General features: G+C 64.2%; 18 protein-coding genes. 7 read left to right on the forward strand and 11 right to left on the reverse strand.

Features of this window, described 5'->3' with window-relative positions; all coding sequences use genetic code 11:
- Positions 1-97: 97 nt before the first annotated feature.
- The 5 genes from msrA to sdhC all read right to left on the reverse strand — a co-directional run bounded on the left by msrA (position 98) and on the right by sdhC (position 4,278).
- Positions 98-694 (reverse strand): peptide-methionine (S)-S-oxide reductase MsrA, encoded by a 597-nt coding sequence (gene msrA, locus J2Z31_RS20170; RefSeq protein ID WP_209603908.1) that lies wholly within the window; start codon positions 692-694, stop codon positions 98-100.
- A gap of 153 nt (positions 695-847) precedes the next feature.
- Entirely contained in the window at positions 848-1,627 is a 780-nt protein-coding gene (locus J2Z31_RS20175) for a succinate dehydrogenase iron-sulfur subunit (protein WP_209603909.1), read from the reverse strand.
- 18 nt (positions 1,628-1,645) lie between these two features.
- Complete coding sequence (sdhA, locus tag J2Z31_RS20180; RefSeq protein WP_209603919.1) at positions 1,646-3,487, reverse strand: succinate dehydrogenase flavoprotein subunit; 1,842 nt, start codon at positions 3,485-3,487, stop codon at positions 1,646-1,648.
- Positions 3,488-3,494: 7 nt separating this feature from the next.
- Positions 3,495-3,875 (reverse strand): succinate dehydrogenase, hydrophobic membrane anchor protein, encoded by a 381-nt coding sequence (sdhD, locus tag J2Z31_RS20185; RefSeq protein WP_209603938.1) that lies wholly within the window; start codon positions 3,873-3,875, stop codon positions 3,495-3,497.
- A 10-nt stretch (positions 3,876-3,885) separates the two neighbouring features.
- Positions 3,886-4,278 carry a succinate dehydrogenase, cytochrome b556 subunit gene (sdhC, locus tag J2Z31_RS20190; RefSeq protein ID WP_209603939.1) on the reverse strand — a complete coding sequence of 131 codons (393 nt, stop codon included), beginning with the start codon at positions 4,276-4,278 and terminating at the stop codon, positions 3,886-3,888.
- Between the two features lie 26 nt (positions 4,279-4,304).
- Between sdhC and J2Z31_RS20195 the strand changes: the two genes are divergently transcribed.
- Positions 4,305-5,216, forward strand: coding sequence for a hypothetical protein (locus tag J2Z31_RS20195; RefSeq protein WP_234939547.1), 912 nt, complete (start codon positions 4,305-4,307; stop codon positions 5,214-5,216).
- Between the two features lie 6 nt (positions 5,217-5,222).
- Here the strand turns inward: J2Z31_RS20195 and J2Z31_RS20200 are convergent, their stop codons facing one another.
- From J2Z31_RS20200 to tsaD, 5 genes are read right to left on the reverse strand one after another with little or no spacing between them, the layout of a single operon-like run.
- Positions 5,223-5,879 carry a class I SAM-dependent methyltransferase gene (locus tag J2Z31_RS20200; RefSeq protein WP_209603941.1) on the reverse strand — a complete coding sequence of 219 codons (657 nt, stop codon included), beginning with the start codon at positions 5,877-5,879 and terminating at the stop codon, positions 5,223-5,225.
- Positions 5,880-5,881: 2 nt separating this feature from the next.
- Positions 5,882-6,313, reverse strand: coding sequence for an EVE domain-containing protein (locus tag J2Z31_RS20205; protein WP_209603943.1), 432 nt, complete (start codon positions 6,311-6,313; stop codon positions 5,882-5,884).
- Positions 6,314-6,319: 6 nt separating this feature from the next.
- The gene (locus J2Z31_RS20210; protein WP_209603945.1) at positions 6,320-6,613 is read right to left on the reverse strand and encodes a YciI-like protein; all 294 of its coding nucleotides are present in this window, start codon (positions 6,611-6,613) and stop codon (positions 6,320-6,322) included.
- A gap of 60 nt (positions 6,614-6,673) precedes the next feature.
- Positions 6,674-7,672, reverse strand: coding sequence for an NAD(P)H-dependent glycerol-3-phosphate dehydrogenase (locus tag J2Z31_RS20215; RefSeq protein ID WP_209603947.1), 999 nt, complete (start codon positions 7,670-7,672; stop codon positions 6,674-6,676).
- 10 nt (positions 7,673-7,682) lie between these two features.
- A complete protein-coding gene (gene tsaD / locus J2Z31_RS20220; protein ID WP_209603949.1) occupies positions 7,683-8,777 on the reverse strand; it encodes a tRNA (adenosine(37)-N6)-threonylcarbamoyltransferase complex transferase subunit TsaD in 1,095 nt (364 codons plus the stop codon).
- A gap of 185 nt (positions 8,778-8,962) precedes the next feature.
- On the opposite strand from tsaD, the gene hemC reads away from it, so the two are divergent.
- From hemC to J2Z31_RS20250, 6 genes are all read left to right on the forward strand, one after another.
- The gene (gene hemC / locus J2Z31_RS20225) at positions 8,963-9,892 is read left to right on the forward strand and encodes a hydroxymethylbilane synthase (protein ID WP_209603951.1); all 930 of its coding nucleotides are present in this window, start codon (positions 8,963-8,965) and stop codon (positions 9,890-9,892) included.
- A gap of 3 nt (positions 9,893-9,895) precedes the next feature.
- Positions 9,896-10,606: a uroporphyrinogen-III synthase gene (locus tag J2Z31_RS20230; RefSeq protein WP_209603953.1), complete on the forward strand. Its 711-nt coding sequence runs from the start codon at positions 9,896-9,898 to the stop codon at positions 10,604-10,606.
- Between the two features lie 168 nt (positions 10,607-10,774).
- Positions 10,775-12,019, forward strand: a complete 1,245-nt coding sequence (locus J2Z31_RS20235; RefSeq protein WP_209603955.1) for a COG4223 family protein — start codon at positions 10,775-10,777, stop codon at positions 12,017-12,019.
- A 21-nt stretch (positions 12,020-12,040) separates the two neighbouring features.
- Entirely contained in the window at positions 12,041-13,660 is a 1,620-nt protein-coding gene (locus J2Z31_RS20240) for a heme biosynthesis protein HemY (RefSeq protein ID WP_209603957.1), read from the forward strand.
- Positions 13,661-13,745: 85 nt separating this feature from the next.
- Positions 13,746-14,228 carry a tellurite resistance TerB family protein gene (locus tag J2Z31_RS20245; RefSeq protein ID WP_209603959.1) on the forward strand — a complete coding sequence of 161 codons (483 nt, stop codon included), beginning with the start codon at positions 13,746-13,748 and terminating at the stop codon, positions 14,226-14,228.
- Positions 14,229-14,230: 2 nt separating this feature from the next.
- Complete coding sequence (locus J2Z31_RS20250; RefSeq protein WP_234939548.1) at positions 14,231-15,025, forward strand: glutamine amidotransferase; 795 nt, start codon at positions 14,231-14,233, stop codon at positions 15,023-15,025.
- A gap of 1 nt (position 15,026) precedes the next feature.
- Here J2Z31_RS20250 and J2Z31_RS20255 read toward each other — a convergent pair whose 3' ends face one another.
- On the reverse strand, positions 15,027-16,274 hold the full coding sequence (locus J2Z31_RS20255) for an MFS transporter (RefSeq protein ID WP_209603961.1): 1,248 nt from the start codon (positions 16,272-16,274) through the stop codon (positions 15,027-15,029).
- Between the last annotated feature and the right edge of the window lie 38 nt (positions 16,275-16,312).

A 16,312-nucleotide genomic window follows, 5' to 3' on the forward strand; every position in this document is an offset into this window, starting at 1 on the left:
CGATAATAAAGGCCGAATTACAGCAAATCCACCTGTCAAATCAAGGCGACGCATTTCTGCCGAGGCTGTTGCACGGGGGAAACGCTCCCAAGCTGGGTCAATGTTCGACGCCGACATAGGCGCGCTCGCCCCAGAGTGCTTCGACCGTTCTGTTTCGACCGCAGCTGCTGCGGCGATACCAGTATCGCAGCGGATTTCGCGCCGCGAAGTCCTGATGATGATCTTCGGCCGGCCAGAACTTTGCACCTCCCTCCACGGACGTGACGATCGGCCGGCCGAGTTCCGCCTCGGCCTTGATCTTCTCGGCCTTCGCATCCATTGCTTGGGCATCGTTCAGCGGGTAGATTGCCGTCGTATAGGCAAAGCCGCGATCGCAGAACTGCCCTCCGGCATCCGTCGGGTCGGTAGCGCGGAGCAGGATGTTGACGAGCTCGGCATAGGAGACCCTGGCGGGATCGAATTTGATGCGAACCACTTCGCGATGTCCGCCCCCCGCAAAGGTCTTGTAGGTCGGGTTCGTGCTTCTACCGCCGGCATAGCCGGAGATCGTCTCGAGAACGCCCGGCACCGCATCGAAATCGGACTCCACGCACCAGAAGCAGCCGCCGGCGAATACCGCATATTGCGGCTCGGCCGCCCGCGCCGGCATGTGCAGCAGAGATAAAGCGGCCAAGCCGACAAGCGGGCGAAGCATTGGCGATCTCCTCCGCGTAATACCTATGCGTCTCGCCGCGGCTTTCAAAATCACATAGCAACACGTCGATATGAGAGCCGTGATAACGCAAAACGGCGGGCCACTGCAGGTGGCCCGCCGCTCGATTGGCAGTTCGGATTTGAATTCCGGCGGTCAGAACCGCCGCTCGACCAGCATCTTCTTGATCTCGCCGATGGCCTTCGCCGGATTCAGACCCTTGGGACAGGCCTGGGCGCAGTTCATGATCGTGTGACAGCGGTAGAGGCGGAACGGATCCTCGAGATTGTCGAGCCGCTCGCCGGTCGCCTCGTCTCTTGAATCAATGAGCCAGCGATAAGCCTGCAAGAGAACGGCCGGGCCGAGATAGCGATCGCCGTTCCACCAATAGCTCGGACAGGAGGTCGAGCAGCAGGCGCAGAGGATGCACTCGTAGAGCCCGTCGAGCTTGGCGCGGTCCTCATGGCTCTGTCGCCATTCCTTGGCCGGGGTTGGCGAGACCGTCTTCAGCCAGGGCTCGATGGAGCGGTGCTGGGCATAGAAGTTGGTGAGGTCCGGCACCAGGTCCTTGACCACCGGCATATGCGGCAGCGGATAGACCTTCACTGCACCATTGACCTCGTCCATGCCCTTGGTGCAGGCAAGCGTGTTGGTGCCGTCGATGTTCATCGCACAGGAGCCGCAGATGCCCTCGCGACAGGAGCGACGCAAGGTCAGCGTCGGATCGATCTTGTTCTTGATGTAGAGCAGACCGTCGAGCACCATCGGCCCACAATCGTCGACATCGATGTAATAGGTATCGATCCGCGGGTTCTTGCCGTCATCCGGGTTCCAGCGATAGACCCGGTATTCGCGAAGTTTCGTCGCGCCGGCGGGCTTCGGCCAGACCCGGCCTTCGCTGATCTGCGAGTTCTTGGGAAGAGCGAGTTCAACCATATGCCTTAATCCTCGAGATCAGTAGACGCGCGCCTTCGGCTCGATCTTCTTCGGATCGATACCGTCAGCGATGAGCTCGGTGTGGACCGGGCGGTATTCGAGCCGGACGTCCCCCGCTTCACTGACCCAGGCGAGTGTGTGCTTGCGCCAGTTGAGGTCGTCGCGTCCGCCGAGAGGGCCGTCCTTGTAATCCTCGCGCGCATGCGCGCCACGGCTTTCCTTGCGGGCTTCCGCGCCGTAGACCGTGGTGATGGCGTTGGCCATCAGGTTTTCGAGTTCCAGCGTCTCGACGAGGTCCGAGTTCCAGATCATCGAACGGTCGGTGACCTTGACATCCGGCAGCTCCTTCCAGATCGCCGACAGACGCCGGCAACCGGATTCGAGCGATTCCTGCGTGCGGAACACGGCCGCGTCTTCCTGCATGGCACGCTGCATCTTGTCGCGCAGCACCGCCGTCGGCGTGCCGCCATTGGCGAAGCGCAGCCGGTCGAAGCGGTCCATGATCCGCTCGCAGGCGGCCTCGTCGACCCCGGGCACCGACTCGTTGCGATCGATGATCTGCCCGGCACGGATCGCCGCCGCTCGGCCGAAGACAACGAGGTCGATCAGCGAGTTCGAGCCGAGGCGGTTGGCGCCATGCACCGAGGCGCAGCCGGCCTCGCCGACCGCCATCAAGCCGGGCGCGATGCGCTCGGGATTCTGGCCGTCGGCGTTGAGGACCTCGCCCCAGTAATTGGTCGGGATGCCGCCCATGTTGTAGTGCACCGTCGGCAGCACCGGGATCGGCTCGCGGGTGACGTCGACGCCGGCGAAGATCTTCGCCGATTCGGAGATGCCCGGCAGGCGTTCGTGCAGCACCTTCGGATCGAGATGATCGAGATGCAGAAAGATGTGGTCCTTGTTCTTGCCGACGCCGCGGCCCTCGCGGATCTCCATCGTCATGCAGCGTGAAACGACGTCGCGCGAGGCGAGGTCCTTGGCGGACGGCGCATAGCGCTCCATGAAGCGCTCGCCCTCGGAGTTGACGAGGTAGCCGCCCTCGCCGCGCGCGCCTTCAGTGATGAGACAGCCCGCACCATAGATGCCGGTCGGGTGGAACTGCACGAATTCCATGTCCTGCAGGGGCAGGCCGGCGCGTGCGATCATGCCGCCGCCGTCGCCGGTGCAGGTGTGGGCCGAGGTCGCCGAGAAATAGGCGCGGCCGTAGCCGCCGGTCGCGAGCACCACCATCTTGGCGGCGAAGCGGTGGATCGTGCCGTCATCGAGGTTCCAGGCGACGACGCCGGTGCAGCGGCCGTCGTCCGACATGATCAGGTCGATCGCGAAATATTCGATGAAGAATTCGGCGTTGTTCCTGAGCGACTGGCCGTAGAGCGTGTGCAGGATCGCATGGCCAGTGCGGTCGGCCGCCGCGCAGGTGCGCTGCACCGGCGGGCCTTCGCCGTAGTTCTGCATGTGACCGCCGAAGGGTCGCTGATAGATCTTGCCTTCCTCGTTGCGCGAGAAGGGCACGCCGTAATGCTCGAGCTCATAGACCGCCTTCGGCGCTTCCATGGCGAGATATTGCATGGCATCGACGTCGCCGAGCCAGTCGGAGCCCTTGACCGTGTCGTAGAGGTGCCATTGCCAGCTGTCGGGCGTCATGTTCTGCAGCGAGGCGGCGATGCCTCCCTGGGCTGCGACCGTGTGCGAGCGGGTGGGGAAGACTTTGGTGACGCAGGCGGTCTTGAGGCCCTGCTCGGCCATGCCGAGGGTCGCGCGCAAGCCCGCACCGCCGGCGCCGACGACAACGACGTCGAAGGCGTGATCGACATATTGGTAGGCCTTGCCGTTTGCAGCGGGTGAACTGATCGATGCCATGACGAAACTAACCTGCAAAAGCGATCTTCAGGATGGCGAAAAGACAGAGCCCGCCGATCGCGATCGCAAAGAACGTGTTGAGGATGAGAAGCGCGATCTTGGCGCCTTCGGCGTGAACGTAATCCTCGATGATCACCTGCATGCCGATCCGCATGTGGGTGAGCGCGGACGTCACCACGAGGGCCATGATGACGGCGACGAAGGGGTTCGAGAGCGCCGCGACGATTTCCGCATGCGGCGCGCCGGCATAGCGGGCGACGAAAAACACGAAGAAGATGAGGAGCGGAAGATTGGCGACGGCGGTCAGCCGCTGGCGCCAGAAGTGCTCCGTGCCTTCCTTGGCGGAACCGAGCCCGCGAACCTTGCCGAGGGGTGTGCGCATATCCATTGTGACCCCCTCAGCGCGCCAGAAAACCGATGATCCAGATGACGAGCGTCAGCGTCACCGAGCCGATGAGCGTCGCCTTGGCCATCTTGGTGGCGAAGTGCTTTTCGTAACCGTAGCCGAGGTCCCAGACGAGGTGGCGGATGCCGCCCAGCATGTGGTGCATGAGCACCCAGGTGTAGCCGAAGAGGACGATTTTGCCGATCAGCGTTGCGAACAGCCAGTTCACCCAATCATAATAGGCCGCACCCGAAGCGGCGGCGATCAGCCACCAGGCAACCAGGACCGTGCCGAAATAGAGCGCGCCGCCGGTGATGCGGTGCATGATCGACATCACCATGGTGGGGATCGGCTTGTAGATTTGAAGATGCGGCGAGAGCGGCCGGCTTCTTGTGACATCCGTCATCGGAACCTCACGAAATGACCGGATAAATGACCGAAATCTTGATTTTATTTATCCGGTTCCGCACCCGATTGTGCGCAATTCAGTCCTTCGGACCTTTAATCACCATATTGCTTAACGACAAGTATGTTTGCAGTGCAAAACAAATAAAATCGATTAGACGAAAAGCGGCATTTTCCTGTCTGGCGAAGACATGCCACCCGTTAACGATGAAGGCGGAAAAGCCAATCGAATCCGTGACATTTGCCCGCGAATGCCGCAGGATGCGGGTTAACGTTTCGTTAACCGCGACCGGGGCGAGGACAGGAATGAATCTGTTGCAAGCATTCCATGCGACCAAAGTGCTAGTGCTCGCCTGCGCGCTTGCCATGCCGGCCGGTCTGCCGGCGGCGGCGGAGGACGGCCTGGCCGGAGTCCAGACGCAGGTGCGCCATATTCGTTCCAAGCACCGGCCGCCTGGTCATGCATTCCGCAAGAACGACAATCATCATCGCTTCTTTGCCGGTGATCGACGCCATCGCTCGGTCAACACCGCTTTCGACGGCTTTTCGTCGATCGGCTCCCGGGATTTATTCAGCGTCCGCACCAAGACCCGGCACCTCCGGCTGCAGGACCGGCGGCATCATTTCGCGCGCCGTGACCGGAAGCGCTTTCCCCGCGTCATCGTCATCGGCGGCGGCTATGCGCCCTTCTATGGCAGCTATGACGCGGACCTGCCGTCGGTGATCCCGGGCATCGGAACCTATGCCGGCGATCTTTCCGCCTATGAGGACGTAGGCAACGGCATCTATTTCCGCCGCACCCGCGATTATCGCTATGTTGCCGAGAACGACTTTTATGACTCTCCGCCGACGAAGCGCGCCAAGATAATCTTTGTGACGCCGAAAACGAATGCCAGCGCCTGCTCCTTCGAAGCCGGCGTGTGCGTCATCCGGCCTTGAAGGCCGTCAGTCGCCTTCGGCACCGAACCGCCAGACCGTCGTCCGCTTCACCTCGCTGTCCTCGAGCGCCCGCGTCACCGGCACCTCGTAAGTCGCAAGCGCCGACATCATCTCGCGTGGGCAATAGCTTCGGCCCGGATCGCCGACGAGGACGAGGGCGCCGGCTCGAGCAAGCGCGTCGAACCAGGGGCGAAGGCGATCGGCAAATTCCTGGTCGTAGAAAACGTCGCCGGCGAGATAGACGTCGGCGTGCCGCTGCCGCCCGATGATATCCTCGCCGAGGAAAGTCACGGAGACGCCGTTCGCCTCCGCATTGAGCCTGACCGCCGTCTCGGCCCAGGGGTCGATGTCGGCGGCAATGACGTCTTGCGCGCCGGCCATCTTTGCGGCGATCGCGACGAGTCCGGAGCCGGAGGCGAAATCGATGACGCGACGCTCTCGCACCGTTTCCGGATGATCGAGCACATATCGTGCGAGCCCCTGCCCGCCCGCCCAGGCGAAGGCCCAGAAGGGCGGCGGCAGTCCGATCTCCTCCAGTTCCTCCTCGGTCTTAAGCCAGAGCTCGTGCGCTTCGCTCGCCAAATGCAGCCGGATTTCCGGAACGTGCGGCGGCGACAGAATGCCGGTATTGGCGCGGATGAAGCTTTCGGGATCGGTTTTCACGATTACCGCGGCGGATTGTCGAGCCCGCCCATGCGGCAGACCTCAATCCACTCGTCCTCGGTCACCGGTTGGACGGAAAGGCGCATTGAGGTCACCAGCGACATTTTGGCAAGCTTTGGATTTTCCTTGATCTCCTTCAAGGAGACCGGGCGTGGCATGTCCATGACGGCGCGAATGTCCACGCAGTCCCAGCGCGCATCGCCCTCCGCCGTCGAATCCGGATGCGAAAGGGCGCAGACCTCGGTGATGCCGACAATCTCCAACCCCTCGTTCGAGTGATAGAAGAAACCCTTGTCGCCGACCTGCATCGCCCGCATGTTGTTGCGCGCCTGATAGTTGCGTACCCCGGTCCATTCGGTGCCCGCCTCGCCGGCATCCTTCTGCATCTGCCACGACCACTTGTGCGGTTCGGACTTGTAGAGCCAATTCGCCATCGCGCCTCACGCCTCCGGATTGTTGAAGACCCAGTTGTAGCCCTTGATCTCGACAGCCGAGAAAAGGCCTGCCTTGGCATAAGGGTCGGCATCGGCAATCGCTCTCGCCTCTTCGATGGTTTCGGCCTTGACGATTATCAGGCTACCCGTCGGCTTGCCGTCCTCACCGAGGAAGGGCCCGGCGATCTTGAGGATGCCCCTGGCGTTGAGATCCGCGAGATAGGCAAGGTGGTCCGGCCGGGTGTCGAGCCGCAATTGCAGGGCCCCCGGCTTGTCGGTGCATAGAAGTGCGAAGAGCATTGATCCTCCTTCAAGGCTGCCACAGCGGCCTGCGCTCCTAAGCGCGGCGCTGTGATGGGATTATTCCTGGGTGATCGGCCGCGACATCAATCGCTCAAGGGCGGCGCTGACATCGAGCCTGCCGTCGATGATCGCCGCGACAGCTTCGGTGATCGGCATGTCGATGCCGAGATCGCTTGCCACGCGTCCCGCGACGGATGCCGCAAAAGCGCCTTCGACCAGTTCGCCGCCGCCGCTTGCGCGCCCATCCTTGCCGAGCGCGATGCCGAAACGCAGGTTGCGCGATTGATGGCTCGTCGCCGTCAGAACCAGGTCGCCGAGTCCGGAAAGACCGCGAACCGTGTCACCCTCGCCGCCTCGTGCCGCCACGAAGCGCGACATCTCAGCAAGGCCGCGCGAGATCAGCGCCGCCCGGGCCGAATCGCCGAGCCCCGCCCCTTCGACGATGCCGCAGGCAATCGCCAGCACGTTCTTCAACGCACCGCCAAGCTGTACGCCGATGCGATCCGTCGATGGATAGAGGCGGAACGTTGGTCCGGAAAGCGCCGCAGCGAGCCCCTTCGCCAGTGCCATGTCTGTTGCCGCGATGACCATCGCCGTCGGCAGCCCCCTGGCAATGTCGGCGGCAAAGCCGGGGCCCGAGAGAACGGCGATCCGGTGGCCCGGCAATTCCTCGCCGAGAACGTCCGTCAGGAGCCGGCCGGTCGCCTGTTCCATGCCCTTGGCGCAGGTGACGATCGTCGCATCCGCGCCGATCGAGGCGCCGTAGGCGCGGGCGGCGGCCCGGTGCTCCTGCGACGGCATGGCGAAGAGTACGATATCCGCATCTATGAGGACGGCAGGGTCGGCCGAATAGGCAAGCCCGCCCGGAAGCGGAATGCCGGGCAGTGCCGCCTCGTTGCGACCGCTACGGCGGCATTCGGCAGCAATTTCCTCCCGCCGCGCAAGCAGCGTCACGTCCGAATCCGCCTTTGCCGCCGCAACGGCGGCGAGCGCGGTGCCGAAGGCGCCCGCGCCGATGACCACGATCTTTGGCCCCAATCCTGTCTTGCCTCTCATCAAATGTCCATCATGCCTTGGCGCCGCGCCTGCCGGAGCCGATCACTGCCTGCGCTTGCGCATCGAGCGGCCAGCGCGAGCGCGGCGCGACGTCGAGGCTGTCGGCCGGCAGGCCCGCTGCCATTCGTTCGGCCCCCGCCCAGGCGATCATCGCCGCGTTGTCCGTACAAAGCTGAAGCGGCGGCGCGACGAAGCGGAAGCCGTGCTCGTCGCAGAGCCCCTGCAGCGTCGCGCGTAGCGTCTGGTTGGCAGCCACGCCCCCAGCAACGACGAGAGCCGGCCCGTCGACTGCGGGATGATCTGCCTTGAACCGTTTGAGCCCTCGCCCAATGCGGTCGTTCAGCGTACGCGAGATGGCACGCTGGAAGGAAGCACAGATGTCGGCGACATCCTCATCCGTCACCGGTTCCAGCGACTGAGCCGCCTGGCGAACGGCCGTTTTGAGGCCTGAGAAGGAGAAATCGAGCCGTGCGTCGCCGACGAGCGGGCGCGGGAAATCGAAGCGCTGCGGATTGCCGGCACGTGCCGCCCGCTCGACCGCCGGGCCGCCCGGATATGGCAGGCCAAGCAGCTTCGCCGTCTTGTCGAACGCCTCGCCGAGAGCATCGTCGATCGTCGTGCCCCAGCGCTCATAGTCGCCGACGTCCCTCACCAGAACGAGTTGCGTGTGGCCGCCGGAGACGAGCAGCATCAGATAGGGAAACGGAAGCCCGTCCGTCAGCCGCGCCGTGAGCGCATGGCCTTCGAGATGGTTGATGGCATAAAGCGGCCTGCCCGTCGCCCGGGCAATAGCCTTGCCGGTCATCAGCCCCACGATGAGCCCGCCGATCAGACCGGGACCGCTTGTCGCAGCGATTGCGTCGATATCCTTGAGCGTCACGCCGGCGCGTAAGAGCGCTTCCTCGATAAGCGTATCCAGCGCCTCGACATGGGCGCGGGCGGCGATCTCCGGCACGACGCCCCCATAGGCGCTGTGCTCCTCCAGCTGACTAAGCACGACATCGCCTAGAATCCGTCCGCCGCCTTGCTCGTCGCGCAGCACGACCGCGGACGCGGTTTCGTCGCAGCTCGTCTCGATGCCAAGGATGCGCAGCGGCGTGGACATCAGGTCTACTCTATGAGTGCGGTCGCGGATTGCAGTCGCGCCGAAAGGTGGGTACACGAAACTCCTACAGCGGCGTCTGTCGTTCAGGCGTACAAGGGAAGCTGTAACGCTTTGAAGTGCTGCATGGTTTGTCCTTAAATCGATATCGATTTAAGGAACCATGCAGTAACAATGGATGACCGAGGATGCAAACGAAACCTTTCCGCATCGGCACGCGCGGCAGCCCGCTGGCGCTCGCCCAGACCCATGAAACGCGCGACCGGTTGGCCGCCGCGCATGGTCTGCCGCCGGAGATGTTCGAGGTGGTCATTCTCTCGACAAAAGGCGACCGGATCACCGACCGGCCGCTGGCGGAGATCGGCGGCAAGGGCCTCTTTACCGAAGAACTCGAGCAGCAGCTCTTGTCCGGCGAACTCGATTTCGCGGTGCATTCCTCGAAGGACATGCCGACCAGGCTGCCCGATGGCCTCACCCTCTCCGCTTTCCTGCCGCGCGAGGACATTCGCGACGCTTTCATCGGCCGCACGGCAGCGAAGCTCATCGAGCTGCCTCGGAGTGCCACCGTCGGCTCGTCATCGCTTCGCCGTCAGGCGCTCATTCGCCGGCTGAGACCCGATATCAATGTCATCACTTATCGCGGACAGGTCGAAACGCGGCTGCGCAAGCTTGCCGAGGGCCAGGTCGACGGCACGCTGCTCGCCTATGCCGGCCTCCGGCGGCTCGGCATGAGCGACGTACCGACCGAACTGCTGGATCCGCAAGAGTTTCCACCCGCACCGGCCCAGGGCGCCATCTGCATCGAAAGTCGGATAGGCGACGCCCGCGTCGGCACACTGCTTGCCGCCATCGACGACCGTCGCACCCATGAGGCGGTTTCCTGCGAACGCGGTTTCCTGGCCACACTCGACGGCTCCTGCAAGACGCCGATCGCCGGCTACGCGGTCTCCGATGGCACGCATGTCCACTTTTCCGGCATGATCCTGACGCCGGATGGAACCACCTGCCACCGCGTCGAGATCGACGGCAAGGCGGCCGAAGCGGCCGAGCTTGGACGGAAGGCCGGCGAAGACATTCGCGGCAAGGCGGGGCCGGGATTTTTCTCGAGCTGGACCTGATCGATGCGCCTGCTCGTGACCCGGCCGCGCCCCGCCGCGGAAAGAACGGCCGAGAAGCTGCACGCGCTGGGGCATCAAGTCACGATCCTGCCGCTGATGGAAGCACAGCATCTTCCAGGCGCTGTTCGGGCGGCGCTCGACCGGTCCCCCGACGGCATTGCGGTGACGAGCGCCGAGGCGGTCCGCGTTCTCGCCGCGCTCGGCCCGGCAGTCAGGTCACATCTTGCGGCACCGCTCTTCGCCGTCGGCGAAGCGACCGCACGTGCCGCGAGCGGCATCGGCTTCACCAATGTTCGCGTCGGCGGGGGAACCGGCGAGGCGCTCGCCGAGACTGTTGCCGCCGAGAGGCGCGCCGGAGCGGGAAAGCTCCTCTATCTTGCCGGTGCGCCGCGCGCGGACGGCTTCGAACGAGCGCTCGCGGAGCGAGGGATCGATCACGTGACCGTCGAGTGCTATCGGATGGCACCCGTTTCGTACGGACGGCAAGCCCTGTTCGATCTTGTCCGACCGGGGGCTTTCGATGGGGTCTTGCTCTATTCGCGCGAGACCGCACGGCACTTTGCCGCGCTGCTCAAGGAGAGCAATCTCGACGTCACCGCTTTCTCCGCGCGGTATCTTTGCATGAGCTCAGCGGTCAGGGAGGCCCTGCCCGACGACGCCGTCGCTCAGATTGCCGCCGAACCGGATGAGAAAGCACTCCTGAAGCTGCTCTGAGACGGGATCGGCAAAGACAACGCCGGTTTTTCGCTTACTTCCAACGCGATATTGCCGTCATTTGGTGAGAGCCATTTCACGAAAATGGGCACCGGGGACTTTCCCTCACAGGCTTCCCTGACTAGGTTTGACTGAAAGCCGAGAGCCAAGAAACGCGAAGAGGTCACTATGGTATCGGAAAAACCGCCGCGCCGTTCGAAAGGCGAGAAGGAACCGCTGACGATCGACCTTGAGGCGGAAAGGACGGGGGCGGAGGAGACGCAGGCCGTCGCCGGTCAGGATGCGGCCACCGACGAGCCGGCGGAGATTTCCGGGAGCGAGACGCTCAGCGAGGCCCAACAGGAACAGGCCGGGCGCGACGGCGAAAGGGAGGAGGCACGGATCGAGGATGCCGCCGCCGCCTTCGACGAGGAACCGCCGCACCTGGCCAATGGCGCCATGCCCGAGCCGAAACGCAAGGCGGCAACGGTTTCCGGTGCGCTTGCCGCCGGCATCCTTGGCGGGCTGGTCGCGCTCGCCGGGGCGGGCGTGCTGCAATATGCGGGCTACGTCCCCTCCGCCGGACCGCAACGGGGCAGCGGCACGGTTGAGCAGGACCTGTCGAGCGAGATCGAGGCGGTCAAGGCCGAGCTTCGGTCCCGGCCTCAGCCGGCGGCAGTAGACGTCGCGCCGTTGGAAGGCCGCCTCGCTAAACTGGAACAGAGGGTAGAGACGGCTGGCGGCGGGAGCGCGCCGCAGGTGCCTGCGCTCGAAGCCGCGATCGACAACCTGACGAAGGAGATCGCCACACTGAAGACCGAACTGGCAGATGCACGCCAAGCGGCGAATGCCGCCCGGCAAGAGTTAGCAAGCCGCATCGACCGGACGGAGCAGAAGCTGAACGAGCCGGTGAATGATATCGAGATGGCAAAGGCGGTTGCCGTCACGGCGCTGAAGACGGCGATCGATCGAGGCGGGCCGTTCCTTGCCGAACTCGACGCGCTGAAGAGCATTGCCCCGGAAAACCCGGCGGTGAAGGAGCTGGCTGAGGACGCCCCAACCGGCGTCGCCACACGCGCGGAACTGCGGACAGCGTTTCCGCAGACTGCCTCCGCGATGCTCGACGCGCTTAATCGCCCCGATCCGAACGAAGGCATTTTCGACCGCCTCGTTTCGAGCGCCATGTCCGGCATTCGCGTGCGCCCGGTCGGCAGCGTCGAGGGCGACACGCCGGAGGCCGTGATCGCGCGCATCGAGGACAAGCTCGACGATGGCGATCTCAAGGGCGCCTCGCTCGAATGGGAAAATCTTCCCGAACCCGCGAAATTGGCCGGGCAGGATTTCAAGCAGAAGCTCGACCGGCGGCTTAAGATCGAGGCGGCGATCGACGCTGCCGTGTCTACGACTATGACGCGCAGCGGCACGCAAGGCTAAGAGGCGAGGAAAGAAGGCAAAATGGTTCGGATACTGTTCTTCATCCTGCTCGTCCTTGCTCTCGGTCTCGGCTTTGCCTGGCTCGCGGATCGGCCTGGCGAACTCTCGCTGATCTGGCAGGGGCAGCGCGTCGAAATGAGCCTGATGCGTGCCGCCTCCATGCTGATCTCGCTCTTTGCCCTGGTCCTGATCGCCATCTGGCTCATCCGGGCGATCTGGCACTCGCCACAGACTATTGCGCGCTACTTCCGCGCCCGCAAGCGTGACCGCGGCTACCAGGCGCTCTCGACCGGGCTCATCGCAGCGGGCGCCGGCGACGCCGTGCTCGCGCGCAAGATGACGGCGCGGAGCCGCAGCCTGCTTCGAGAGGATCAGGAGCCGCTCATTCACCTGCTCGAAGCGCAGACCGCGCTGATCGAAGGCAGGCACGAAGAGGCGCGCCGCAAATTCGAACGGATGGCGGACGACCCGGAGACGCGCGAACTCGGGTTGCGCGGGCTCTATCTTGAAGCCAAGCGGCTCGGCGCCCACGAAGCTGCCCGGCAATACGCCGAACGCGCCGCCGAGAAAGCTCCACATCTCGGCTGGGCAACGCTCGCGACCCTCGACCACCGCAGCCAGGCGGGTCAATGGGACGAAGCGATCCGCCTCCTCGACCAGAGCCGCGCCGCCAGCGTTCCAGACAAGAAGGAGGCGAACCGGAAGAAGGCGGTGCTGCTGACGGCCCGCGCCATGGGCAAGCTCGAAACGGATCCGAAATCGGCGCGGGACGATGCGCTTGCGGCGCTGAAGCTCGATGAGCGTTTGGTCCCCGCGGCGCTGATTGCCGCCAAGGCCCTGTTCCGCGAGGACAATCTGCGCAAGGGCGCTTCGATCCTCGAGAAGATATGGAAACAGGAGCCGCACCCGGAGCTGGCGCGCCTCTATGTGCGGGCCCGCGGTGGCGATTCCGCGATCGACCGGCTGAAGCGCGCGAAGAGGCTGGAGTCGCTTCGCGGCAACCATCCGGTTTCGCTGGCGACGGTCGCCGAGGCCGCACTCGAAGCGCGCGAATTCGCCCTTGCGCGGCAAAAGGCCGAGGCCGCGGCGCGGCTCGCCCCGAGCGAGAGCATTTATATGCTGCTTGCCGATATCGAGGAGGCGGACACCGGTGACGAGGGTCGCATCCGCCACTGGATGGCGCAGGCGCTGCGCAGCCCCCGCGATCCCGCATGGACTGCCGATGGGGTGATTTCACCCTTCTGGCTCCCGGTCTCGCCGATCACTGGCCGCCTGGACGCCTTCGAGTGGAAGGCGCCGCCGTCGCAGCTCCAGCCGGCCGAGGAAGGCCAGCTCGGCGCCGAGGAAGCGATCCGAAGCCTGCCGCCGCTCGCGGCCGCGCAGATCGCGGCCGCCGAAACGCCGCAAATCTCCAGACCCGAACCAGCCTCCACCGTTCCACCGGACGAGCAAGAGGTCCGGATAACGGTACCCGAGGAAAAGGAAGATGCTTCGCCGCCGGCGGAGAGCAAGGACGCGGCCGGCAAGGACGAGGCCGGCAAGGACGAGTCGACGCCGTTCTTCGGCCGGCGCCCGGACGACCCCGGCGTGCGCGAGGCGGCACCGGCTGAAAAGAACGAAGTCGCCTTCCGCCTATTCTGACGTAGAGCGGGCATGCGGCGTTCTTTCCGCAAACCCGGTTCTAACTTGCAACTCCAATGTTTCGACGGGCTTAAGGCACTAGAACATGTTTGAACGTTTTCGAGCCTTCCTCGAAGGGCTGACAGGTTCGGCTGCGCGGATCGAAAAGGGTGATCCGCGCGTCGCCGTAATCGGGCTTTGCTTTCAGGTGATGGAGGCGGATGGAAAGATTCGCGCTTCGGAGCGCCGAAAAATGCGAGCTCTCATCAAGGATTACTACAAGCTCGACGATGCGGCTTTGAAGGCGCTCGTCGCGGCGGGCGAAACGGCAGAGAGCGAGGCAATCGACTTTTATCACTTCACCGCCGAGATCAAGCGTCACCTTTCGGAGGGGCAGCGGGTCGAGCTCGTCGGCATGCTCTGGGACATCGTCTACGCCGACGGCGACCGCAGCGAGATGGAGGACCACGTGATCTGGCGGATCGCCGACCTCCTCGGCGTCTCCGGACGCGACCGGGTCTTGAAACGGCAGGAAGCAGCCGCCAAGATCGAGACCAAGGAGGATAAAGAGGTGCAACAGGAAAACTGACGATGCCGCGAGAGGCCCGCGACACCAAGAAACCGATCCTCATTATCCTGCACCAGGAGCGATCGAGCGCCGGTCGTGTCGGCCACATACTCGAGCAGATGGGATTCCGCCTCGATATCCGTCGCCCGGCGCTCGGCGACGACTTGCCGCCGACATTGGCGGCCCATTCCGGCACCATCGTTTTCGGCGGGCCGATGAGCGCAAACGACGAGGAGGAGTTCGTTCGCCGCGAGATCGACTGGCTGTCGGTACCGCTGAAAGAGAACAAGCCCTATCTCGGAATCTGCCTCGGCGCGCAGATGCTCGCCCGAAATCTCGGTGGCGCGGTTGCGCCCCATCATGAGGGCATGACCGAAATCGGCTGGTATCCGCTGAAAGCCACCAAAGCGGGCAAGGCGCTGATGGAGTGGCCGGCCATGGTCTACCATTTCCACCGCGAGGGCTTCGACCTGCCGAGGGGCGCCGAACTGCTGGCGACGGGCGACACCTATCCCAACCAGGCGTTCCGCTATGGCGAAAATGCGTGGGGCATTCAGTTTCATGGCGAGTTGACCCGGGCGATGATGCATCGTTGGGTCGTCCACGGTGCCCACCGATTCGTGCTTCCGGGTGCCCAGATGGGCAAAGCCCATCTCGACGGCCGCATGCTCCACGACCACCCCTTGCGAACCTGGATGGAGAAATTCCTCGACCTGATCTTCTTGCGCGGCGCGGACAATCGGAGCGCGTCGGCTGGCGAATCGACCCGCAAGTCGGAACCAGAGAGCACGGTGCCTAGAGTTCAGCCTCCGCACTGAGTCACTCCGTCCGATGTTCCTCCGGCACGTCGAGCGTGTCGATCCTGCGCAATTGCGGAATGCCGATCGCCCAGAGGAGCGCGACGAGCAAAGTACCGAACCCGCCGAAGACCACTGCGAATACAGCACCGAAGCCCGATGCCATGGTGCCGGCGCGAAATTCCCCGAGCTCGTTGGAAGCGCCGACGAAGACCATGTTGACGGCATTGACCCTGCCGCGCAGCTCGTCCGGGGTCCAGAGCGCGATCAAGGTTTCGCGCACATAGACCGAAATCATGTCCGCCGCCCCCATGACGACAAGTGCTGCGATCGAAAGCCAGGCCGTCGTGGACAGGCCGAAGACGACAGTGGCAAGACCGAAAAGCGCGACGCCGGCGAACATGTAGAGGCCGGCCCGGCTGCGGATCGGGTGGGTGGCAAGCCAGAGGGCCATGCCGACGGCGCCGATGCCTGGAGCGGCCCGCAGGAGCCCCAGGCCCCAGGGTCCGAGCACGAGGATGTCGCGCGCAAAGACCGGCATCAGCGCAATGGCGCCGCCGAGCAGCACGGCGAAAAGGTCGAGCGATATCGCCCCGAGCACAATTTTCTGGGCCTTGATGTAGCGGAAACCGGCGGTGATCGTCTGCCAGCTCTGCGCCCCGGCGGGCGAGCGTTGCGCCGGCTTCGGCACGGCAAACACCATGAGCGACGCCGCGGCGAAGAAAGAGAGACTGACCGCATAGGGGACCGTCGGGCCAAGACCGTAGATCAAACCGCCTGCCACCGGCCCGACGATCGTCGCCGTCTGCCAGGACGTCGAGTTCCAGGCAATCGCATTCGCCAGATCCTCGGGCGGCACGAGATTGGGCGCGAGCGACTGGGCGGCGGGCGCCAGGAATGCCCGTTCGATACCGAAGACAATCAGGATTGCATAGACCGGCCAGGGCGAAAACAGGCCAGTCACCGTCAGGATCAGCAGCGCCGCCGCGCAAACCATACTGACGAGCATGCAAAGTCCCATGATGACGCGACGGTTGTAGCGATCGGCGACGCTGCCGGTGACGAGGATCAGAACGAGTGACGGCAGGAACTGGAAGAGGCCGATGAGCCCGAGCGCGAAGGGATCGCGCGTCAGATCGTAGATCTGCCAGCCGACCGCGACGGACATGATCTGCACGGCGAAATAGCCAAGAAAGCGCGAGAAGAAATAGCGTCGGTAGCCGACATGGCGGAAGGCGGCGAAGCGATGCTCGGCATGATCGGCCGACATGGCGGAAAGCACTCCTCGGAGGGAAATTGTGGCGGACC

The sequence above is a fragment of the Sinorhizobium kostiense genome (assembly GCF_017874595.1).
GTDB lineage: Bacteria > Pseudomonadota > Alphaproteobacteria > Rhizobiales > Rhizobiaceae > Sinorhizobium > Sinorhizobium kostiense.

Coding starts and splice junctions, on each gene's coding strand:
- J2Z31_RS20205 (WP_209603943.1), bottom strand. CDS start 6,313: ATGGCGAATTGGCTCTACAAGTCCGAACCGCACAAGTGGTCGTGGCAG.
- sdhA (WP_209603919.1), bottom strand. CDS start 3,487: ATGGCATCGATCAGTTCACCCGCTGCAAACGGCAAGGCCTACCAATAT.
- J2Z31_RS20175 (WP_209603909.1), bottom strand. CDS start 1,627: ATGGTTGAACTCGCTCTTCCCAAGAACTCGCAGATCAGCGAAGGCCGG.
- J2Z31_RS20230 (WP_209603953.1), top strand. CDS start 9,896: ATGCGCCTGCTCGTGACCCGGCCGCGCCCCGCCGCGGAAAGAACGGCC.
- tsaD (WP_209603949.1), bottom strand. CDS start 8,777: ATGTCCACGCCGCTGCGCATCCTTGGCATCGAGACGAGCTGCGACGAA.
- sdhC (WP_209603939.1), bottom strand. CDS start 4,278: ATGACGGATGTCACAAGAAGCCGGCCGCTCTCGCCGCATCTTCAAATC.
- J2Z31_RS20215 (WP_209603947.1), bottom strand. CDS start 7,672: ATGAGAGGCAAGACAGGATTGGGGCCAAAGATCGTGGTCATCGGCGCG.
- J2Z31_RS20235 (WP_209603955.1), top strand. CDS start 10,775: ATGGTATCGGAAAAACCGCCGCGCCGTTCGAAAGGCGAGAAGGAACCG.
- J2Z31_RS20195 (WP_234939547.1), top strand. CDS start 4,305: ATGACCGAAATCTTGATTTTATTTATCCGGTTCCGCACCCGATTGTGC.
- msrA (WP_209603908.1), bottom strand. CDS start 694: ATGCTTCGCCCGCTTGTCGGCTTGGCCGCTTTATCTCTGCTGCACATG.
- J2Z31_RS20245 (WP_209603959.1), top strand. CDS start 13,746: ATGTTTGAACGTTTTCGAGCCTTCCTCGAAGGGCTGACAGGTTCGGCT.
- J2Z31_RS20250 (WP_234939548.1), top strand. CDS start 14,231: ATGCCGCGAGAGGCCCGCGACACCAAGAAACCGATCCTCATTATCCTG.
- J2Z31_RS20240 (WP_209603957.1), top strand. CDS start 12,041: ATGGTTCGGATACTGTTCTTCATCCTGCTCGTCCTTGCTCTCGGTCTC.
- sdhD (WP_209603938.1), bottom strand. CDS start 3,875: ATGGATATGCGCACACCCCTCGGCAAGGTTCGCGGGCTCGGTTCCGCC.
- hemC (WP_209603951.1), top strand. CDS start 8,963: ATGCAAACGAAACCTTTCCGCATCGGCACGCGCGGCAGCCCGCTGGCG.
- J2Z31_RS20255 (WP_209603961.1), bottom strand. CDS start 16,274: ATGTCGGCCGATCATGCCGAGCATCGCTTCGCCGCCTTCCGCCATGTC.
- J2Z31_RS20210 (WP_209603945.1), bottom strand. CDS start 6,613: ATGCTCTTCGCACTTCTATGCACCGACAAGCCGGGGGCCCTGCAATTG.